Origin of the sequence: Edaphocola aurantiacus (genome assembly GCF_019797745.1) — a bacterium.
Lineage (GTDB): Bacteria > Bacteroidota > Bacteroidia > Chitinophagales > Chitinophagaceae > Edaphocola > Edaphocola aurantiacus.
The window spans coordinates 545,084-561,899 of the sequence record NZ_VOSI01000004.1 but is presented as its reverse complement, the minus strand read 5'-3'; the positions used below and the strand labels follow the sequence as shown (position 1 = coordinate 561,899).

The following is a 16,816-nucleotide window of genomic DNA, read 5'->3' as shown; positions in this document are numbered from 1 at the left end:
TAACAAAAATACTATTTTGCTTACGGAATACGGGCTTAATTATACACATTTGTGCATATTCCTTTTTGTTTATTAAGGTCTTTTCCAGTGGTAGAAAATCCCTGTCCATATTGCAATCAGCGAACAGCCACATCAGGACACGATTACCCTTTGCCATAGCATCCTGAGAGGCCTGAGAGGCCTGAGAGGCCTGACAGAGCCGATTATATATAATCGCATTCCTATTTTTTCAATCCCGGATATTGCATTTTCAGGTCCTTCAGGGTCTTATGAATGATACTGGCTACAGTATGGCTTTTGTACCAGTTCTGATCGGAAGGGATGATATGCCAGGGCACATCATTGCAATGTGCAAATACGTCTTCATAATAATTCATATAGCGCTTCCAGCTTTGCGACTCTACAATATCATTGGCATTGTACTTCCACATTTTACTGGGCGCACTCATTCTTTCTTTCAGGCGGATCAATTGTTCCTCAGGCGATATATGCAGGTAAAACTTCAGGATTACAGTATTGTTATGCTCCTGCAACAGGGATTCAAAATGATTGATGGCTTTCATGCGTTTTGTGGCCAGCTCATCATCGCACCAGCCATGTACACGGGTTACCAGTACATCTTCGTAATGAGAGCGGTTGAATACATGTATCATGCCCCTGCCCGGTACTTTATTATGGATGCGCCAGAGGAAATCGTGCGATAATTCTTCTTCTGTAGGCACTTTAAAGGAATGCACCACTACACCGCTTGGATTGACATAGTTAAACACATCGCGTACCAGACCATCTTTACCGCTCGCATCCATACCCTGGATAATGATGAGCAGGCTGTGCTGATGCTCGGCATAGAGCAGGTTCTGCAATTCTTCTATCTCTTCCAGTATCTTAAACAGTTCCTTCTTGGTCTGATCTTTGCTGAGCCCTTCCGGAGCGCGTGTACTGATTTTGGAGAGCCTGATTTTATTGCTTTTAGCCATGGTATATTTTTCTCAGAAAGGTACAAAAAAAAGGTTCTGAATGCGAGACTCAGAACCTTTTTGTTTTGTTATTTAAAATGAGATTAACCTTCCTGGCTCAACTCCATCTTGCGGTAGGCTTTAATGAAGATCGCACCCAGGTTGCGGTTTGGTGGAATGTAATCACTGAACAGGTCTTTATCTCCTACAGATTTGGCAGAAAATTCTGTACCCAGGTTCTTCCACATCGCCAGCCAGTCTACATTCTCGCCTTTCAGTATGGGCGCATTCAGTTCTCTGATGATCGGCTCATTGATACGATAAGAACCTACCTGTTTGGTAGAAATAATATTGGCATCCGGTGCCTTGTCCAGTACATTGGCCAGGTTATGGAACCCGCCACAGGAGCCCAGCATCACGATTTTCACCTTTGGTGTCAGGTTCTTCAGAGAACCATCCAGGTGATAGCTGTGGCCGCGGTGGATGACAATGGTCGGATAGATCTCGTTGGCATCCAGGTAAGCGTATAATTTGTTTTGCGCCTCTTCATCCTTAGGCTCTTCCAGGGGACGATTGGCATAGATCACTGTTGGTTTACCTACAAGTGATGTAATCGTAATCCAGTCCGGATTGGACTCATCTATTTTCCAGTTTTTACTACGGAAATTGGTCAGGAAGCTGCCGTATGAAATCTTACCGTCTTCATCTCCGTAGAAGAATACCTGCTGTATTACTTTACCGTCTTTATCAACCAGGGAATTGTAATCTACAAAATTGATCGGCGGGATCTCGCTTACGCTTTCCTGCAGCTGTCCTGCATCGGAAGCATTATTAAAAATCGTACCCAGCAGACCGTATACGATCACCCCTTTTTCGCGATTATCTGCAGGGATGGATTTGTCTTTATATACGCGCTCGTAGTTGGACTTTACTTCGTCTTTCAGGAAGGTAATCAGCTCCGGGTTATTCAGGCTACCGAATGCATCGGCCACATCTACGGCATCGGCCAGTTCTTTACGGCCGCCATTCTCCAGGTTAGCTACAAAAGAGCGCATCAGTGTTGTTTTCTGATCCTCTGTCATGCTGGTCAGGAAGGTAGATAATGTATTATACCCCGCTGCCATACGGATAAAGGTACGGAAGTGAGACATGCGCACTTTCTCCAGCAGTTCATAACTTGAAGTTGTACCCATTTTAGCCATCATACGCTTAAAGATACCCAGGTAAGAGCTGGTATAAATTTCGTTGGTCTGACCGCCCAGGAGCATAAAGTAATACTCAGAAGGGTTAAAACCTTCTACAGACTTGAATCGCACTGCATCTGCCTTTTCATGCAATTCATTTACCGTACGCACATATTTCAGTGCGCGATAAGCAATCTCTTCATCTATAGCTACTTCAGACCAGGCTTTGCCAGATGTCTTCAGTTCTACCAGGCTTTTGAAATAAGCATCATCATTTTGCGCGATCTGATCGATCTGTGCAATGGTTTTGCTCCCGTCATTGATCTGGTTCAGGAAGGGCAATACTTTAAAAGGCTTCTTGGACTGGTCTACAATCTTTACAATCGTTTGTACCAGCTGATCCTTATTACGACGAATTACATTGGTATATTTTGAGGTAGGTGCTGCATAGCTCATAATGGTGCTTGGCGCCACTCTTGCTGCTGCTGCAATTACCGGATCGGCATATGATTCGCGGGAGAACTCGTTCAGGCGCTTGATCATCATTTCCGGCTGCTCTACTCCTATTTTTTCATACAGGAATGCCTTAGCCTCTGTGTTGTTTTCCAGCAGATCCAGATTCTCCAGTGTGTATATATTGGGATTAGCTTTTACAAACTCCAGTGCCTTACCTGCGACCTCTGCATTCATCAGCTCTTCGAAGTTTTTCATCAGGCGTTTATAATAGATCACATCCGGATCACCGCCCGTATAGGTACGGAAGCCATTGAGCCTGTCGGCCAATGCTCTTTCGTAGCGGATTTTATTGGCATGACTTGCCGTAGAATTTTCTATTTTGATCAGCAGTAATGGGGCATCTACCAGGAATGTCTGCGTCAGTACTTTAGACTTTACCGCGTCTTCCATAAATACTACTTTATCGGTAGCCCCATCTTTCGCATCAATACCTCTGATGGCCTGAGTTACCTTGCCGGCAAACATCTGGCGGTTCATTGGGATTGGTGCTATTAAGGTATCAATAACTGCAGGTTCATCTTTTTTCTTGTCTTTTTTCTTCTTGTCTTTGTCGGCAGCTACGGCAGGATGACTGGCTGCGGCAAACAGCAGGCAAAGGCCGATAGCTGATAAAGATTTTATATTAGGCATATATTCAGGAGTAATGTGAACTGTAAGCTGTAAAAATATCGTAATTCATACGTTTTACATCATAACAGGTTCATATTTTTCACTTTATTAACACCGGTGAGCCTTTCTGCTTCCAATCGGCATAATTGGCTTTGATCCAAGAATTCAATTCAATTTTACTCGCAGTCCTTGCAAAAAGATACGGGATCGGATAGGCATTCATAAAGGCTGCAACTTGTTCTGCATCCTTAAGACCGGTCAGTTGCTGCACAAGGGCTCTGTTATAAATAAATGCTTTAAACTGCTCTTGCTCCCAGGCATTAAACTGATCCTGGAATTTATATGCTTTCTTGCCCTTCCCGACCTTTTTCTCCAGTACACGGGATAACACACCCGGAAAAGTAAGATACGCTGTGGGCCTACTGCTGTCATAATGGTAAACATGGAATCGGGCTTAACGGAAATCATATCCGGACGGCGCGATAATATTTTCTCATATGCCTCCCTCCTGGAGATCGAATCACGCTGGTATACCGACAGTGCGGTTACACTAACTTCATCCAGTTCGGTCACCTGCTTTTTTAAATATATGGTCAGGCGTTCATCCGGCAATACTTTCAACTTCACCACCTTAGTCTGGAAGCCCAGTAACCTGACCTGTATCTCCTCTCCCGGCCTGGCATGTATTTCATAAAATCCTTTTGCCGAACTGACTGTTACATCCTGGGTTTTCAGATTCCGGATTTCGGCCCCTGCGAGTGCAGAGTCATTATCGAGTAATTTAATAAACCCCTTGATGTTCTGAGCTTTTACAGTACACAGGGTAAAGCAACACAACAGTAAAAGCAGTAGTCTTCTCATCTCTTGCTGCTTGTATAGTCCAGGTAATTGGCTTTTATCCAGCTTTTCAGTTCTGTTTCTTTTGCGGTCCTGGCCATCTGGACAGGTATCGGATAGGTATTCATGAAATAAGCACAACTATCGCCCTTCAAGCCCGTAATGCTTGCTACCAGCTCAGGAGTGTAGACTGTCTCTACAAACTTCTGTTCTTCCCATTTTGCAAAATTCTTCTGGAATTTCCATTTCTGCCGGGTCTTCGGCACCAGGTATTGCACCCAGGAGGAGAGGGGATTGGTAATGAGTATACCTACAGGTGTAATCACGACTTCAGCCTTATCTTTTTTACGGGCCAATGTAGGCCGGTACAGACTATCGCGGTACAGGGAGTCCCGCTGATAAGGGGTGAGTGCAGTTACATCTACCTCTGCCAGTGTGCCAATGCTGTACTGCACAATAATTCTCTGGTAAGAACTGAACATCTCTTCAGTTACCGTAAATACAGTTGATTCTACACCCAGGCGATTAATTTTGATGCGGTCTCCGGCTTTGGCTTCCAGGTTGAAAGCACCTTTTGCACCGGCCTGTGTGGCCATGTCTGTACGCAGATTGGTAAGGGTTACATAGGGTACCGGTTCTGATCTTTCCAGGTCCATTACTACCCCGCTCAGGGTTTTCTGTGCTCCTGCCTGAAGGGCTAGAAACAGTAGTATAATCAAAAGGAATAATCTATTCATCTTTCAATGCAGGTTGTGGGGTTACAGCGGGTATATGCGGTCCTTTTTTCCATTCGAGATAGTTATACTTGATCCACATCTTCAGTTCCAGTTCTGTGGCTGCACGGGCAAAGTCCGCGGGTATCGGGTAGGCATTCATAAAGTAGGCAAGCGTATCGCCGGTAAGCGGAACCACTGTGGCTACAAACTCTTTACTGTACCGTATATCTATAAATTTCTGGTTTTCCCAACCGGTATAATTCAGCTGAAAGTTTCGACGTTGCTTGGCTTTGCGCGATACCTTCTGTGCCAGAAAGCTCATCGGGTGAAAAACGGCTGCTCCTCCCGATACCCACTCCCTGGACAAGGCCTGCCCGTACAGGTTTCGGCGGGCAATAGAGTCTTTCTGGTATGGCGTCAGTCCGCTCACGACCACTTCGGAAAGCATGTTGCTAAAGGGTTCCAGGTATATATTGCGGAAGAAATCTCCTTTTTGTGTTGCAGGTATTTTCAGCCCAACATCCTGGTAGCCCAACAGGCGTACGCTTACAGAGTCTCCGGGCCGGACAGAGAGCCGGTACATCCCTTTGGCATCACTGATACTTACCGAACCGGAATTATTATTCGTGACTACAGCGCCTTCAATACCCAGACCTTCGTCATATACAGTACCATACATATGTTGCGCAAACGCGCCGGTGCTGTTACAAATAGCCAGTAGCAACACAAGGGTGTAAATCAGGTATCGGAGGGTCATATAATACATATAACGTACAAAATGCAAAAAAAATGCTATCCTGTTGCAGGATAGCATTTAAAAAAATGTAAAATTTAAAATTATTTCTTTTTCGCTACAGCTTTTTTAGGAGCGACTGCTTTTTTAGGAGCTGCTGCTTTCTTTGCTACGGCTTTTTTGGGAGCTGCTGCCTTCTTAGGTGCTGCTGCTTTTTTTGGTGCTGCTGCTTTCTTAGGAGCGGCGGCTTTTTTAGCTACAGCTTTCTTAGGAGCTGCTGCTTTTTTTGGTGCTACGGCCTTCTTAGGAGCCGCTGCTTTTTTAGCTACCGCTTTCTTAGGAGCGGCGGCTTTTTTAGCTACAGCCTTCTTAGGTGCTGCTGCTTTTTTAGCTACGGCTTTCTTAGGAGCCGCTGCTTTTTTGGGAGCTGCTGCCTTCTTAGGCGCTGCCGCTTTTTTAGCTACGGCTTTCTTAGGAGCCGCTGCTTTTTTCGGCGCAGCCTTCTTAGGCGCTGCTGCACTTGCAGTTTTTTTAGTAGTTGCCATACTTACAATTTTTGTGGGTTAGAAATAAAAAAAGTTCGACTTTTATATATTAAGTTCAAATATATGGCAATTATATTATTTAAGCAAATTTATGCTTAAGCTTCTGCAACCACTTCGCTAACAGATACCAAAGTTTTAGTTCTGGTTTTTCTGAATTCAACGATACCGTCGGTTAAAGCGTAGATAGTGAAATCTTTACCCAGACCTACGTTAGTACCAGGGTGGTATTGAGTACCACGTTGACGCAGAATGATGTTACCAGAGATGGCTGGTTGACCACCGAAAATTTTAACGCCTAAACGTTTGCTGCGAGAGTCGCGACCATTTTTTACGCTACCTTCACCTTTCTTATGTGCCATTGCTTAAGTTCTTTTAAATGTTAATACAAGTGTAGAAACCGGATCGCAAATTAAGCGATATCCAGGATCTTGATTTTAGTCAGCGATTGACGGTGACCGTTTAATTTTTGATATCCTTTACGGCGTTTTTTCTTGAAAATCAAGACTTTATCGCCTTTCTCATGACTAACGATTTCTGCTTTGATTACAGATTTAACCGCACTACCTACAGTAATATTACCTTCGGTTCCTGTCATTAAGACATCAGAAAATTCTACTTTATCGCCTTCGTTTCCGATAAGACGGTGTACATAAAGTTCATCGTTTTTAGCAACTCTGAACTGCTGTCCTGCTATTGTTACAACTGCAAACATGCTCCAAAAATTTTGCGCAAAATTAAACAAATATTTCATATCAACAAATTATTTTTGCATAAATCTGTTGATTTAATCTTTCCAGAACGACTGCACATCCGCTATAAGTTGTGCCACATCTATCTGGTTCATACAATTAAAATGTTTTTTCGGACATTGGTGAAATCCGATCTTACTGCAGGGACGGCAGGAAAGCCCGTTTACTTCCGATATGGTAAATAATGGACTTACCGTCGTCTGCAGGTTATTAGCCCCATAATAGGGAAACATTCCCAACCAGGGGGTGGTATTGCCCCACAAAGTTACCATTTTTTTCTGAAAGGCAGCTCCTATATGCATTAAACCTGTATCATTAGTCACCACTACCCTCGCCTTACGCACCAGATCGGCCGATTCTACAAGGTTGAATTTACCGCAGGCATCATATACTTTTACCGGGTCTACGGTCTTAATTTCCGCAGCCAGCGCTGCATCATCAGGGCCACCCAGCAATATAACCGGGTACGGACAGTCTTCAATAAATGCCCTCCATTTATCTGCAGGGAATTGTTTGGTTTCGAAAGATCCTCCGATCACACAGGCTACATAGCCCATCCAGTGCCCCATAGGAATATCTTCTCTTTTAGTCTCCTGTTCCGGCGCAATAAAGAAATCCAGCCCCAGGCCATCATTCACGACATTGAGGGGCTTTACAGCCTCGAAATAGCGCTCTACAATACTATTCGGCGGCAAAGTATTCCATTTAAAATTGGTATACAACCATTTCTGTACATTCAGTTTCGGGAAGGTATAGGTCCGGCGTACATTCAGGGCTTTCTTGACCCTAAGCGTGCGCAGGTTATGGTGCAGGTCAATTACCACGTCAAAATCTAGGGCTTTCAGCTCTGCAATATTCTGCTGCAGATCCTCGGACAATACATGGATATGGTCAATGTGCGGATTGCCCGCCAGTACACTCTTAAATTGTTTTTTAACCAAATAATGCAGTTCAGCATCGGGATACCTGCGCTTTACACTGCGTATAACCGGCGTGGTAAGCACTATATCTCCGATAGAAGAAAAGCGGATAATGAGTATTTTCTGAATGGGTCTGGACCGGGAAGCCTTCATAATCTGGTAAAAAAGAAGACAAAAGAAGCATAAAAAAACAGAATAGCCAAAAGACTATTCTGTTCCTGTTTTTGTTTGTTGTTTATTGACGAGCCTTTGCAGGCACGGTTTTCTTTTGTTTCTTTTTCCGGCCGATATATATCATGACTCCGGAAACGGGCAATGTTGCGATCAGCAGGCTCATGAAAAAGGCGAGCAACTTGCCGGGTATGCCCCAGATGCCTCCGGTATGGATATCATAGTTCATCCGCATTACTTTATCAGCCACCTTAGCATCTTTCTGGCGGCCGTAAACATGACCTACAGATAGTTCTGCTCCGCTGTACTGATCAAAGAAGCGGTAATCGGTTTTCCAGTACGTGCCAACCTCTGAATTGGTAGCGACTTCCATACTCGCACTGTCGCTGGCTGGTGGATGAAACTCTGCCGTGGCTATAGCCGGCTGGTTAAGGAATATTTTTCCGTACAGCTGATCGATCATAGGCGCATCACCCGATACCTGTCGGTTCTTTGCCGAAAGCGGCTCTTCATAAACCAGGCTTTTCTCCCCACCCATTATGGTATAATAGCCGTAGGCAAACCAGCGGAAACCCCATACCAATCCGGTAATTACAAAAACAAGGGCTACAAAAGAGGCATAGAAGCCTACAATATTGTGCAGGTCATAATTCTTGCGGCGCCACTTAGTGCTCTCTTTCCAGCGGAACCATACTCTTTGTTTCCAGGCAGCCCTGTTTTTCGGAAACCATAGAATGATACCGGAAATAACCATCACGAAAAAAATGAGGGTAAATATGGCTACAACCGGCTGACCAATAGTTGGGGGCAACCAGAGATAAAAGTGTCCGTCCAGTATAAAGCGGAAGAATCCTGCATTGCGGTCTACCACCTTCAATACTTCACCTGAATAGGGATTCAGGTATACGGCATAGTAATAGGTAGGTTCGTAATGGTAAAAGGTCGCTTCTACAGCACGGTCTTTAGCAAAATACTTCAGGGAGTGCAGGTCCTTGCCCGGTAATTGTGCCTGAGCAATGGGCAGGAGCTCTGTAGGTAATTTATACGCTTTATCTTCCTTCGCCACAAAGCGATATGGCTGCGTAGCATCCTGTATTTCTTCCTGGAAGGCATAAATGCACCCGGTAATGGCTATTATAAAAACTACAAGCCCGGATAATAATCCGAGCCATAAATGTAGTTTACGTATGAGTTTTTTGAATGGGCTCATTATTAGAATTTAAAGCTTACGCCCAGAGATAATGATCTGAGTTTTTGTGGTGTAACGGTAGACCAGCCTGCAAAATAGTGCTCGTTGGTCAGGTTATCCATTTTCAGATTCAGGGTATATCTTGGTGCATTATAAGCTATAGAAGCATTCATCACCACATAGCTTGGCAAGGTGAAGCTTCCTGTTGTAAATCTGTTCAGGGTATTGTACTCGCTTGCATAGTTAAGACCGAAACCTACAGAGAAGTGTTTCAGTTTACCTTCAGGCACTACATAGGTAGCCCAGAAGTTCAGCAGACTCTGCGGACCTGCATCTTCAGGACGTAATCCCAGATAGCCTGCCCCTTCTGTTTCTTTGGTTACTTTACTGTCATTGTAGCTATACCCGGCAATGATGTTCATACCTGCGATCGGATGTGCCAGTACACTGAATTCTACACCTTTACTGTATACCTCACCACCCTGGATGGAGTTGTTTACATTAGTGGGATCAGACATTACTTTGTTGCTTACACGGATATCGTAATAGCTCGCCGTCAGGGATACTTTCTGATCGAACAGGTTGGTTTTTACACCGAATTCCATCTGATTAGCCTGCTCCGGACTGAAGATCTTCATGTGTTTATTAGTACCATCCAGGTTGGCCACCTCAACAGGGTCTACGTTTACGAAACCATTCATATAGTTACCAAAGATCGATACTTTGTCCAGTACCGGTTGGTACACTAAACCAAATTTAGGAGACAGTGTAGTCTGATTTTTGATTTCTTCTGAGCTATATGCTGTAGGCATACCATTGAAGTTATCTACACGCAGACTCAGCATAGCTGCTAACTTCGGAGTGAAGTTGATGACGTCAGAAAAGTAAGCACTCAGGATGCGGGTATTTACGCTGGATACGGCTTCTGCTGAAGACAATAATGCGTTATCTACTGCAGGTGTAGTCAGGATAGCGCTGTCGATCTGGTTTTTCAGCGATACGGTACCATAACCTATCCAGCCGGTGCTGCTGTTGCGGATCTGCTTCTGCATATAATCCACACCCACTACTAAACGATTGCGTACGCTACCGATGTTGAAATCGCCCATAAAGTTCTGCTGAACGCCGGTTGCATTGGTAGAGCCATTACGACGGGAAATGTAGCGGGTAAACTCATCCCCGTTAGCGGCATCCCACAGGTATTGATAATAACCATTACTCTGGGTATTGCTGCGGGAAACGACGGTCTGCGATTTCCATTGTTTAGAGAATTCATACAACATCTGGGATTGCATACCGAAAGTCGGGGTTTTGATCGTCAGGTCGTTGCTGGTATATGATTTCTTATAGTTCGCTTCGAAAATGTCCATGCTATTGAAGGACAGCTGGCTGTAACGGCTCAGGAATACCATAGGGGCATTGGCGCTGGCACCGTTTTTAAATTCGGTGTTTACCAGGAAGGTCAGTTTATCGCTGGCAACGATCTTAACCGAAGGTGCGATAAAGAATGACTGGCTAAACCCTGCATCCTGGAAAGTATTTTCATACTGATAAGCGGTATTCAAACGTACAAATACGTTTTTGCCCACCGGAGCGTTCACATCTGCAGTGAAACGGCTCAGGCCATAGCTACCGGTAATATAGGACAATTCACCCCCAAATCTCTCGTATGGCTTTTTAGTATTTACATTGATCAGACCACCGTAAGAAATCAGATTACCACCGTATAATGTACCGGAAGGCCCTTTTACGACTTCGATATTCTCAACATTGGCCGGATCCAGACCACCGTTGGTAATGCTAGGCATCCCATTAACCAGAGAAGGTTGTACGGCAAAACCTCTCAAACTATAAAATTCAGCACCATCACCGCCACGACCAGTAGATTCCCATAAACGCATCACCCCTGTTGCATTTTTCAGTGCATCATTCATATTGGTTACCAGCTGATCTTTCAGTAAGGTCTTCGGAATGGTATTGTACACTTGTGGGTTTTCGAGATCTTTCAGGTCCAGCTTACCTACCGTTCTGCTTTCTGTAACACGGTAGCGATCCTGCGATACTTCTACCTCATCCAGTAAATGTTGTTTTACGGTATCCTGTGTTTCAGGAGCGACTTGTTGCTGTGCCTGTACAGCGATGGTGGTCATCGCCATACCCAGTGTTAGTGAAGTTACTTTCATTCTTAATGTATATATAGTTGTTATTCCGCCGCGAAATTATCGAGTACCGGAATGCCTCATAGTATAAAATCAGGAATGAAAATTATCAATTCGGGAATATCCTATGCTTATTTTACATTAAAATGACACCCTGTATGGATTGCCTATTGTTTATTATTCAAATTTATATTAAGGACGGTTATAAACACTTTCGCCAGTAGGCAGATCAATCCAAAATAGCAAGAGCTGCAGGAATATCCTGCAGCTCTTGCTATGCTTATCGTATTATTTTGTAACAGATTAATCTACTAATTCATACACAATCGCAGATCCCTGCCCTACTCCGATACACATGGTAGCCAGGCCGTATTTTACTTTTCTGCGTTTCATTTCGTGTAATAAGGTAGCCGTAATACGGGCACCACTACAACCTAAAGGATGGCCCAGTGCAATAGCACCGCCATTTACATTTACAATCTCAGGATTGATCTTCAGATCACGAACCACAGCCAGGGACTGTGACGCGAATGCTTCATTCAGCTCAGCCAGGCCAATGTCTTCAATCTTAAGACCCGCGCGCTGCAATGCTTTTTCTGTAGCCGGTACAGGACCGATACCCATTACTGCCGGGTCTACACCTGCTATAGCACGACCGATGATTTTTGCCAGTGGCTTCAAACCATATTTTTTCACTGCGTCTTCAGAAGCCAGCAATAAAGCTGCTGCTCCGTCATTGATCCCGCTGCTGTTCCCTGCAGTAACAGAACCTTCTTTAATGAAGGCTGGTTTTAATTCTGCCAGTTTTTCTTTCGGAGACAAGCGTGGATGCTCATCTTTATCGAATACCGCAGTCTTACCTTTTCCTAAATCTATAGTAACCGGAACCAGTTCATCGGCAAATTTACCTGCCTCATGCGCTTTCTGGTATTTCTCCTGGCTTTCGAAGGCAAACTGATCCTGCTCTTCACGGCTGATGTTCCATTGTTTGGCAACATTCTCCGCTGTTTCTCCCATTGTATACGGATGATACAATGCAGATAATTTCTTATTGATAAAACGCCAGCCCATAGTCGTATCAAACATCTGCTGGTTACGGCCGAATGCACCATCCGCTTTACCGATTACATAAGGGGCACGGCTCATGCTCTCTACCCCACCGGCAATGTATAATTCACCATCACCACACTGAATGGCACGGCTGGCATCCATAATGGATTGCAGACCGGAAGCACACAGACGGTTTACGGTATTCCCCCCAACGGTAATCGGCAGGCCGGCCAGTAAGGCAGACATGCGCGCTACGTTACGGTTATCTTCTCCGGATTGGTTAGCCGCTCCGGCAATCACATCTTCAATAGCATTTACATCGATTGAAGGGTTACGGGCAATCAGTGCTTTAATGACATCCGCCAGCAAATCATCCGGGCGAACAGCTGCCAGTGTACCACCATATTTACCAATCGGGGTACGCACTGCATCTACTATATATACGTTCTGAGACATTTCTATTTATTTTGAATTTATTATTTTTAAAAATTACCAGTTGTCGTTGGCTGCAGCTTTATCTTTTGTTGCAGCAGCTAATAAAGCTATTGCAAGTAATATTTTTTTTCATTAGTTCTTGATATATGCACTAAAATGGTTCTGCAGCACCTGGTCCAGCTCCTGCATGCGTTGGGTGCCGATCAGCAGTTTTTGTCCGTTTGTAAACTCCAGCTGCAGTCCCTGATTCCCTTTTACATTATAAGCCTTACCGTACTTACTGCCCATACCTTTTATACCCCAGCCACCGTATTCACTTATCGGGCTGTACTGACGCACGTAGGCTTTGTCAATATCTGCCCATGAAAATGTCTTTGGTTTAGGCAATAATGGAAAATAGTATACGGTAATCGCTTCAGTAGTGATCACCGTACGCATGGATACCAAAAGGATCAGGCTGAAAATAGCAATCGACAGCAACAGTGGCCACCAGTCATACCATGCCTGTGCTTCTTTTGAAAGTGTAACCACTTCCAGAACCAGTACAGGTACAATTCCGGCATAAAGCCACCATTGTGTAAAACGCTGTTTCTCGTCAAATAGCGGATTCATAATCTTATTTAATTACCCCCAGCTCTCTGCCCACTTTAGTGAAGGCAGCGATTGCTGTATCCAGGTGGTGGCGATCATGCGCAGCAGAAATCTGCACACGGATACGGGCCAGCCCTTTAGGTACAACCGGGAAGAAGAAGCCGATTACATAAATGCCTTCTTCCAGCAGTTTGGCCGCAAATTGTTGTGCCAGTACTGCATCATATAACATAATTGGAGCAATAGGGTGTGTGCCCGGCTTGATATCAAAACCGGCAGCAGTCATTTGCTCACGGAAGTACATTGTATTATTTTCCAGCTTATCGCGCAGCTCAGTTGTTTCGCTCAGCATATCCAGTACTGCAATAGAGGCACCTACTACTGATGGCGCTACTGTATTGGAGAACAGATATGGACGACTACGCTGACGCAGCATTTCAATTACCTCTTTTTTACCTGAAGTAAAACCACCGGATGCTCCACCCAGCGCTTTACCCAGCGTACCGGTAATAATATCTACACGGCCCATTACACCTTTCAGTTCATGCACCCCACGGCCGGTTTTACCCATAAAGCCTGAAGAGTGGCTTTCATCAATCATTACGATTGCATCATATTTATCGGCCAGGTCACAGATCTCATCCAAAGGAGCCAGGGTACCATCCATAGAGAATACGGAATCCGTAACGATAAAGCGGGTACGGGCATCTTTATGCGCGATCAGCTGTGCTTCCAGCTCAGCCATATCACAGTTTTTATAACGGGCTCTTTTAGCTTTACACAGGCGCACACCATCAATGATAGAGGCATGGTTCAGCTCATCAGAGATGATCACATCTTCTTCGTTCAGTAAAGGTTCAAACACACCGCCATTGGCATCGAAACAAGCTACGTACAAGATCGTGTCTTCAGTACCCAGGAAAGTTGCCAGTTTAGCTTCCAGCTCTTTATGAATGTCCTGTGTACCGCAGATAAAGCGTACAGAACTCATACCATAACCACGCTCATCGATGGTTTTCTTTGCTGCTTCTACTACCTTAGGGTCAGACGAAAGTCCTAAATAGTTATTGGCACAAAAGTTCAGCACTTTTTTGCCGTTCACCATGATCTCCGCACCTTGTACGGAATCAATTCTTCTTTCATTTTTAAACAAACCGGAAGTCTGGATATCGGACAATTCGTTTTGTAATCTGGAGTAGAATGCGCTGCTCGCCATAATGTATCTGGTATTTATTTGTTTGATTCGATTTAAAAGGCAAATCTAATAAATATCATGCAACCGGAAGCATTATATATACGCTTTAGATAAAATGCTGCACGACAACAAATTAAACTTAATTAACATATCATTAATCTCAATCATTATAACTTTCAGGTAAAAAACAGTTGCTTTGTTGTGTAACAAAATCCAAACCTTATTTTAAAACACTAAAAACCAGACAAAATGAACATTTTAGACATCGTAAAAAACTACCTTCCCGGCAACCTTGCCGCACAACTTTCCGCTAGCACCGGAGAAAACGAAACGGGCATTTCCAATGTGATTAAAGCCGCTATACCTGCGGTACTCAGTGGGCTGATCAACAAATCGTCCTCCGACTCCGGCGGCGTGCTGGACCTGGTCAAAAAAGCTGCAAACAGTGGTATACTATCCAACCTTGGTGGCCTGGCCGGCCGTAACGAGGTGACAACCGGCGGCGGATTTAATATCTGGTCTGCACTGCGTTCTTTATTTGGCGACAAACTGGAAGATATTATCAGTATGCTTGCAGGATTCGGAGGGGTAAAAACGAGTACAGCAGAACAGGCCCTGGGCGCGACTTCTGCTGCGGCATTAGGTGCAGTAGGAAAATATGCGGAAGATAAAAATATGGATGCTGCTGGTCTCTCCTCTTTCCTGGCGAGTCAGAAAGGCATTATCAGTTCCCTGGTTCCGGCCGGATTTGATTTCAGCAAAATCGGTTCCTGGTTGGGCATCGGTAGTCTGGGTACCGCAGCAGCAGCGGCGGTCAGCGAATTTACTGCTCCTCCTGCAGAACCTATTTCATATGCTGCCGCTACACAAAAGAAAGGCGGCAATAACTGGCTTGTTCCACTGGTGATCCTGGCTGCACTGGGCGGACTGATCTGGTGGATGACCAAAGATGGTTGTAACAAATCAACTACTGTAAGCAATACCAGCATGGATACAACGGTGACTACTGTTGCAGCTGATACCAATGCCGGTGCAACAACAACTGTTTCTGCCAAAGAAAGTGTGGTACTGACCCTGCCAAGCGGCGCCACTATCAATGCCTACAAAGGTGGTATTGAAGATCAGTTGATCCAGTTTATACAATCTGATGAATATAAAAATGCTGCCGATGATGAGGCGCTGAAAAATCGCTGGTTCAATTTCGATAACCTGAACTTTGAATTCGGCACCACAAAAATTACGGACAGCTCTAAAGTGCAGCTGAATAATATTGTGGCCATCCTGAAAGAATTCAAACAGGCCAATATTAAAATCGGAGCCTATACAGATAAGAAAGGCGATGATGCTGCTAACCTGAAGCTATCACAAGGTCGTGCTGATGCTGTAAAAGCTGCATTGGACAAAGCCGGTGTAAGCAGCCAGCTTAAAGGAGCAGAAGGTTACGGTGAAAAATTTGCAGCGGTTCCTGAAACAGAAAGTGATGAGGCCCGTGCTATTGACCGTAAAGTTGCGGTAAGACTGGTTAAGTAAGATTACTAACATACAATGAAAAGGCCCGGGTAAAACCCGGGCCTTTTCATTGTATGTATTTATTAATTAAGCTCTGCGCCATTCGCTTTGGCAAAGGCCTCTTGTGCCGATAAAAATTGTGCTTCCAGGGCCTTTATCCTGTTCATAATCTCTTCACGCCTGGCATCTGCAAGCGCTATGTCTGCCCCTACAGCTTTTTTACTCATCTTCACCGCAATGATTTCTTCATAGTCTTTTGCAAAAGCCGTTTTACAATATTGAATCATGTTTTTAAAGTGGGCTTTAAACCCTTTATCAACACCATTGACCTTCAGCTTGTCGACATTGGTCAGACAGACATCTGCATAGGCAACCAGCCCAGCTCTCCTGGCCTGCGCCAGAGCACTGTCATTCTTTGTCTTAGTCATCAGCTTCATTTGATCCATAAATCTTCGCTGCTCTCCTACAATGGCATCATTATATTCCTTTATATTCATTGGGCCGGAACAGGAGGCCAGGGTAATCGCACATAGTACAGGTAGAATAGTTTTTTTCATTTTTTCCGGTTTAATGTAGTGTTTGATTTCTCTGTAAAATTACCTGTTTACAGTATGTGTTGCATCTTCCCCGGCTACAATTTTATTAGTTTAGCACAACAAACCCATAGAAAGTCATTTATATATTAAATATTGATTTTTAAGCCTCGCAAAATGGACATAATTACAAAGAGGCCCGGATATATCCGGGCCTCT

General features: G+C 44.4%; 16 protein-coding genes. 1 reads left to right on the top strand and 15 read right to left on the bottom strand.

All coding sequences use genetic code 11. The features are described 5' to 3' along the window. Nucleotides 1-221: 221 nt before the first annotated feature. The 14 genes from FTD44_RS14515 to kbl all read right to left on the bottom strand — a co-directional run bounded on the left by FTD44_RS14515 (nt 222) and on the right by kbl (nt 14,576). A complete protein-coding gene (locus FTD44_RS14515; RefSeq protein ID WP_129019491.1) occupies nt 222-977 on the bottom strand; it encodes a PPK2 family polyphosphate kinase in 756 nt (251 codons plus the stop codon). A gap of 83 nt (nt 978-1,060) precedes the next feature. Further along, nucleotides 1,061-3,286: a hypothetical protein gene (locus FTD44_RS14510; RefSeq protein ID WP_222167113.1), complete on the bottom strand. Its 2,226-nt coding sequence runs from the start codon at nt 3,284-3,286 to the stop codon at nt 1,061-1,063. 237 nt (nt 3,287-3,523) lie between these two features. Beyond that, nucleotides 3,524-4,126: a carboxypeptidase-like regulatory domain-containing protein gene (locus FTD44_RS14505; RefSeq protein WP_222167112.1), complete on the bottom strand. Its 603-nt coding sequence runs from the start codon at nt 4,124-4,126 to the stop codon at nt 3,524-3,526. Next, on the bottom strand, nt 4,123-4,839 hold the full coding sequence (locus FTD44_RS14500; RefSeq protein WP_222167111.1) for a peptidase associated/transthyretin-like domain-containing protein: 717 nt from the start codon (nt 4,837-4,839) through the stop codon (nt 4,123-4,125). The genes FTD44_RS14505 and FTD44_RS14500 overlap by 4 nt, the downstream gene beginning before the upstream one ends. Next, the gene (locus tag FTD44_RS14495) at nt 4,832-5,575 is read right to left on the bottom strand and encodes a carboxypeptidase-like regulatory domain-containing protein (RefSeq protein WP_222167110.1); all 744 of its coding nucleotides are present in this window, start codon (nt 5,573-5,575) and stop codon (nt 4,832-4,834) included. The genes FTD44_RS14500 and FTD44_RS14495 overlap by 8 nt, the downstream gene beginning before the upstream one ends. An 80-nt stretch (nt 5,576-5,655) precedes the next feature. After that, the gene (locus FTD44_RS14490) at nt 5,656-6,096 is read right to left on the bottom strand and encodes a hypothetical protein (protein WP_222167109.1); all 441 of its coding nucleotides are present in this window, start codon (nt 6,094-6,096) and stop codon (nt 5,656-5,658) included. A gap of 95 nt (nt 6,097-6,191) precedes the next feature. After that, a complete protein-coding gene (gene rpmA / locus FTD44_RS14485) occupies nt 6,192-6,455 on the bottom strand; it encodes a 50S ribosomal protein L27 (protein WP_222167108.1) in 264 nt (87 codons plus the stop codon). A gap of 50 nt (nt 6,456-6,505) precedes the next feature. Beyond that, nucleotides 6,506-6,847 (bottom strand): 50S ribosomal protein L21, encoded by a 342-nt coding sequence (gene rplU, locus FTD44_RS14480; RefSeq protein WP_237559432.1) that lies wholly within the window; start codon nt 6,845-6,847, stop codon nt 6,506-6,508. A gap of 33 nt (nt 6,848-6,880) precedes the next feature. Beyond that, a complete protein-coding gene (locus FTD44_RS14475) occupies nt 6,881-7,918 on the bottom strand; it encodes a glycosyltransferase family 9 protein (RefSeq protein ID WP_222167107.1) in 1,038 nt (345 codons plus the stop codon). Between the two features lie 82 nt (nt 7,919-8,000). Continuing rightward, nucleotides 8,001-9,146, bottom strand: coding sequence for a PepSY-associated TM helix domain-containing protein (locus FTD44_RS14470; protein ID WP_222167106.1), 1,146 nt, complete (start codon nt 9,144-9,146; stop codon nt 8,001-8,003). A gap of 2 nt (nt 9,147-9,148) precedes the next feature. Beyond that, complete coding sequence (locus tag FTD44_RS14465; protein WP_222167105.1) at nt 9,149-11,308, bottom strand: TonB-dependent siderophore receptor; 2,160 nt, start codon at nt 11,306-11,308, stop codon at nt 9,149-9,151. Nucleotides 11,309-11,587: 279 nt separating this feature from the next. Next, nucleotides 11,588-12,790, bottom strand: coding sequence for a thiolase family protein (locus FTD44_RS14460; protein ID WP_222167104.1), 1,203 nt, complete (start codon nt 12,788-12,790; stop codon nt 11,588-11,590). A 111-nt stretch (nt 12,791-12,901) separates the two neighbouring features. After that, nucleotides 12,902-13,381 (bottom strand): hypothetical protein, encoded by a 480-nt coding sequence (locus tag FTD44_RS14455; RefSeq protein ID WP_222167103.1) that lies wholly within the window; start codon nt 13,379-13,381, stop codon nt 12,902-12,904. A 4-nt stretch (nt 13,382-13,385) separates the two neighbouring features. Continuing rightward, complete coding sequence (gene kbl / locus FTD44_RS14450; RefSeq protein ID WP_222167102.1) at nt 13,386-14,576, bottom strand: glycine C-acetyltransferase; 1,191 nt, start codon at nt 14,574-14,576, stop codon at nt 13,386-13,388. 228 nt (nt 14,577-14,804) lie between these two features. Here kbl and FTD44_RS14445 point away from each other — a divergent pair, with 228 nt between their 5' ends. Then, nucleotides 14,805-16,085 (top strand): OmpA family protein, encoded by a 1,281-nt coding sequence (locus FTD44_RS14445; RefSeq protein ID WP_222167101.1) that lies wholly within the window; start codon nt 14,805-14,807, stop codon nt 16,083-16,085. A gap of 62 nt (nt 16,086-16,147) precedes the next feature. On the opposite strand, the gene FTD44_RS14440 is transcribed toward FTD44_RS14445, so the two are convergent. Further along, entirely contained in the window at nt 16,148-16,621 is a 474-nt protein-coding gene (locus FTD44_RS14440) for an LIC11966 family surface protein (RefSeq protein WP_222167100.1), read from the bottom strand. Nucleotides 16,622-16,816 lie beyond the last annotated feature (195 nt).

Bases quoted from the DNA above. Each gene is read 5' to 3' on its own strand.
- FTD44_RS14515 (WP_129019491.1), bottom strand. From the start codon at position 977: ATGGCTAAAAGCAATAAAATCAGGCTCTCCAAAATCAGTACACGCGCT.
- FTD44_RS14445 (WP_222167101.1), top strand. From the start codon at position 14,805: ATGAACATTTTAGACATCGTAAAAAACTACCTTCCCGGCAACCTTGCC.
- FTD44_RS14440 (WP_222167100.1), bottom strand. From the start codon at position 16,621: ATGAAAAAAACTATTCTACCTGTACTATGTGCGATTACCCTGGCCTCC.
- FTD44_RS14510 (WP_222167113.1), bottom strand. From the start codon at position 3,286: ATGCCTAATATAAAATCTTTATCAGCTATCGGCCTTTGCCTGCTGTTT.
- FTD44_RS14465 (WP_222167105.1), bottom strand. From the start codon at position 11,308: ATGAAAGTAACTTCACTAACACTGGGTATGGCGATGACCACCATCGCT.
- FTD44_RS14460 (WP_222167104.1), bottom strand. From the start codon at position 12,790: ATGTCTCAGAACGTATATATAGTAGATGCAGTGCGTACCCCGATTGGT.
- FTD44_RS14455 (WP_222167103.1), bottom strand. From the start codon at position 13,381: ATGAATCCGCTATTTGACGAGAAACAGCGTTTTACACAATGGTGGCTT.
- rpmA (WP_222167108.1), bottom strand. From the start codon at position 6,455: ATGGCACATAAGAAAGGTGAAGGTAGCGTAAAAAATGGTCGCGACTCT.
- FTD44_RS14475 (WP_222167107.1), bottom strand. From the start codon at position 7,918: ATGAAGGCTTCCCGGTCCAGACCCATTCAGAAAATACTCATTATCCGC.
- FTD44_RS14505 (WP_222167112.1), bottom strand. From the start codon at position 4,126: ATGAGAAGACTACTGCTTTTACTGTTGTGTTGCTTTACCCTGTGTACT.
- FTD44_RS14490 (WP_222167109.1), bottom strand. From the start codon at position 6,096: ATGGCAACTACTAAAAAAACTGCAAGTGCAGCAGCGCCTAAGAAGGCT.
- FTD44_RS14495 (WP_222167110.1), bottom strand. From the start codon at position 5,575: ATGACCCTCCGATACCTGATTTACACCCTTGTGTTGCTACTGGCTATT.
- FTD44_RS14500 (WP_222167111.1), bottom strand. From the start codon at position 4,839: ATGAATAGATTATTCCTTTTGATTATACTACTGTTTCTAGCCCTTCAG.
- FTD44_RS14470 (WP_222167106.1), bottom strand. From the start codon at position 9,146: ATGAGCCCATTCAAAAAACTCATACGTAAACTACATTTATGGCTCGGA.
- kbl (WP_222167102.1), bottom strand. From the start codon at position 14,576: ATGGCGAGCAGCGCATTCTACTCCAGATTACAAAACGAATTGTCCGAT.
- rplU (WP_237559432.1), bottom strand. From the start codon at position 6,847: ATGAAATATTTGTTTAATTTTGCGCAAAATTTTTGGAGCATGTTTGCA.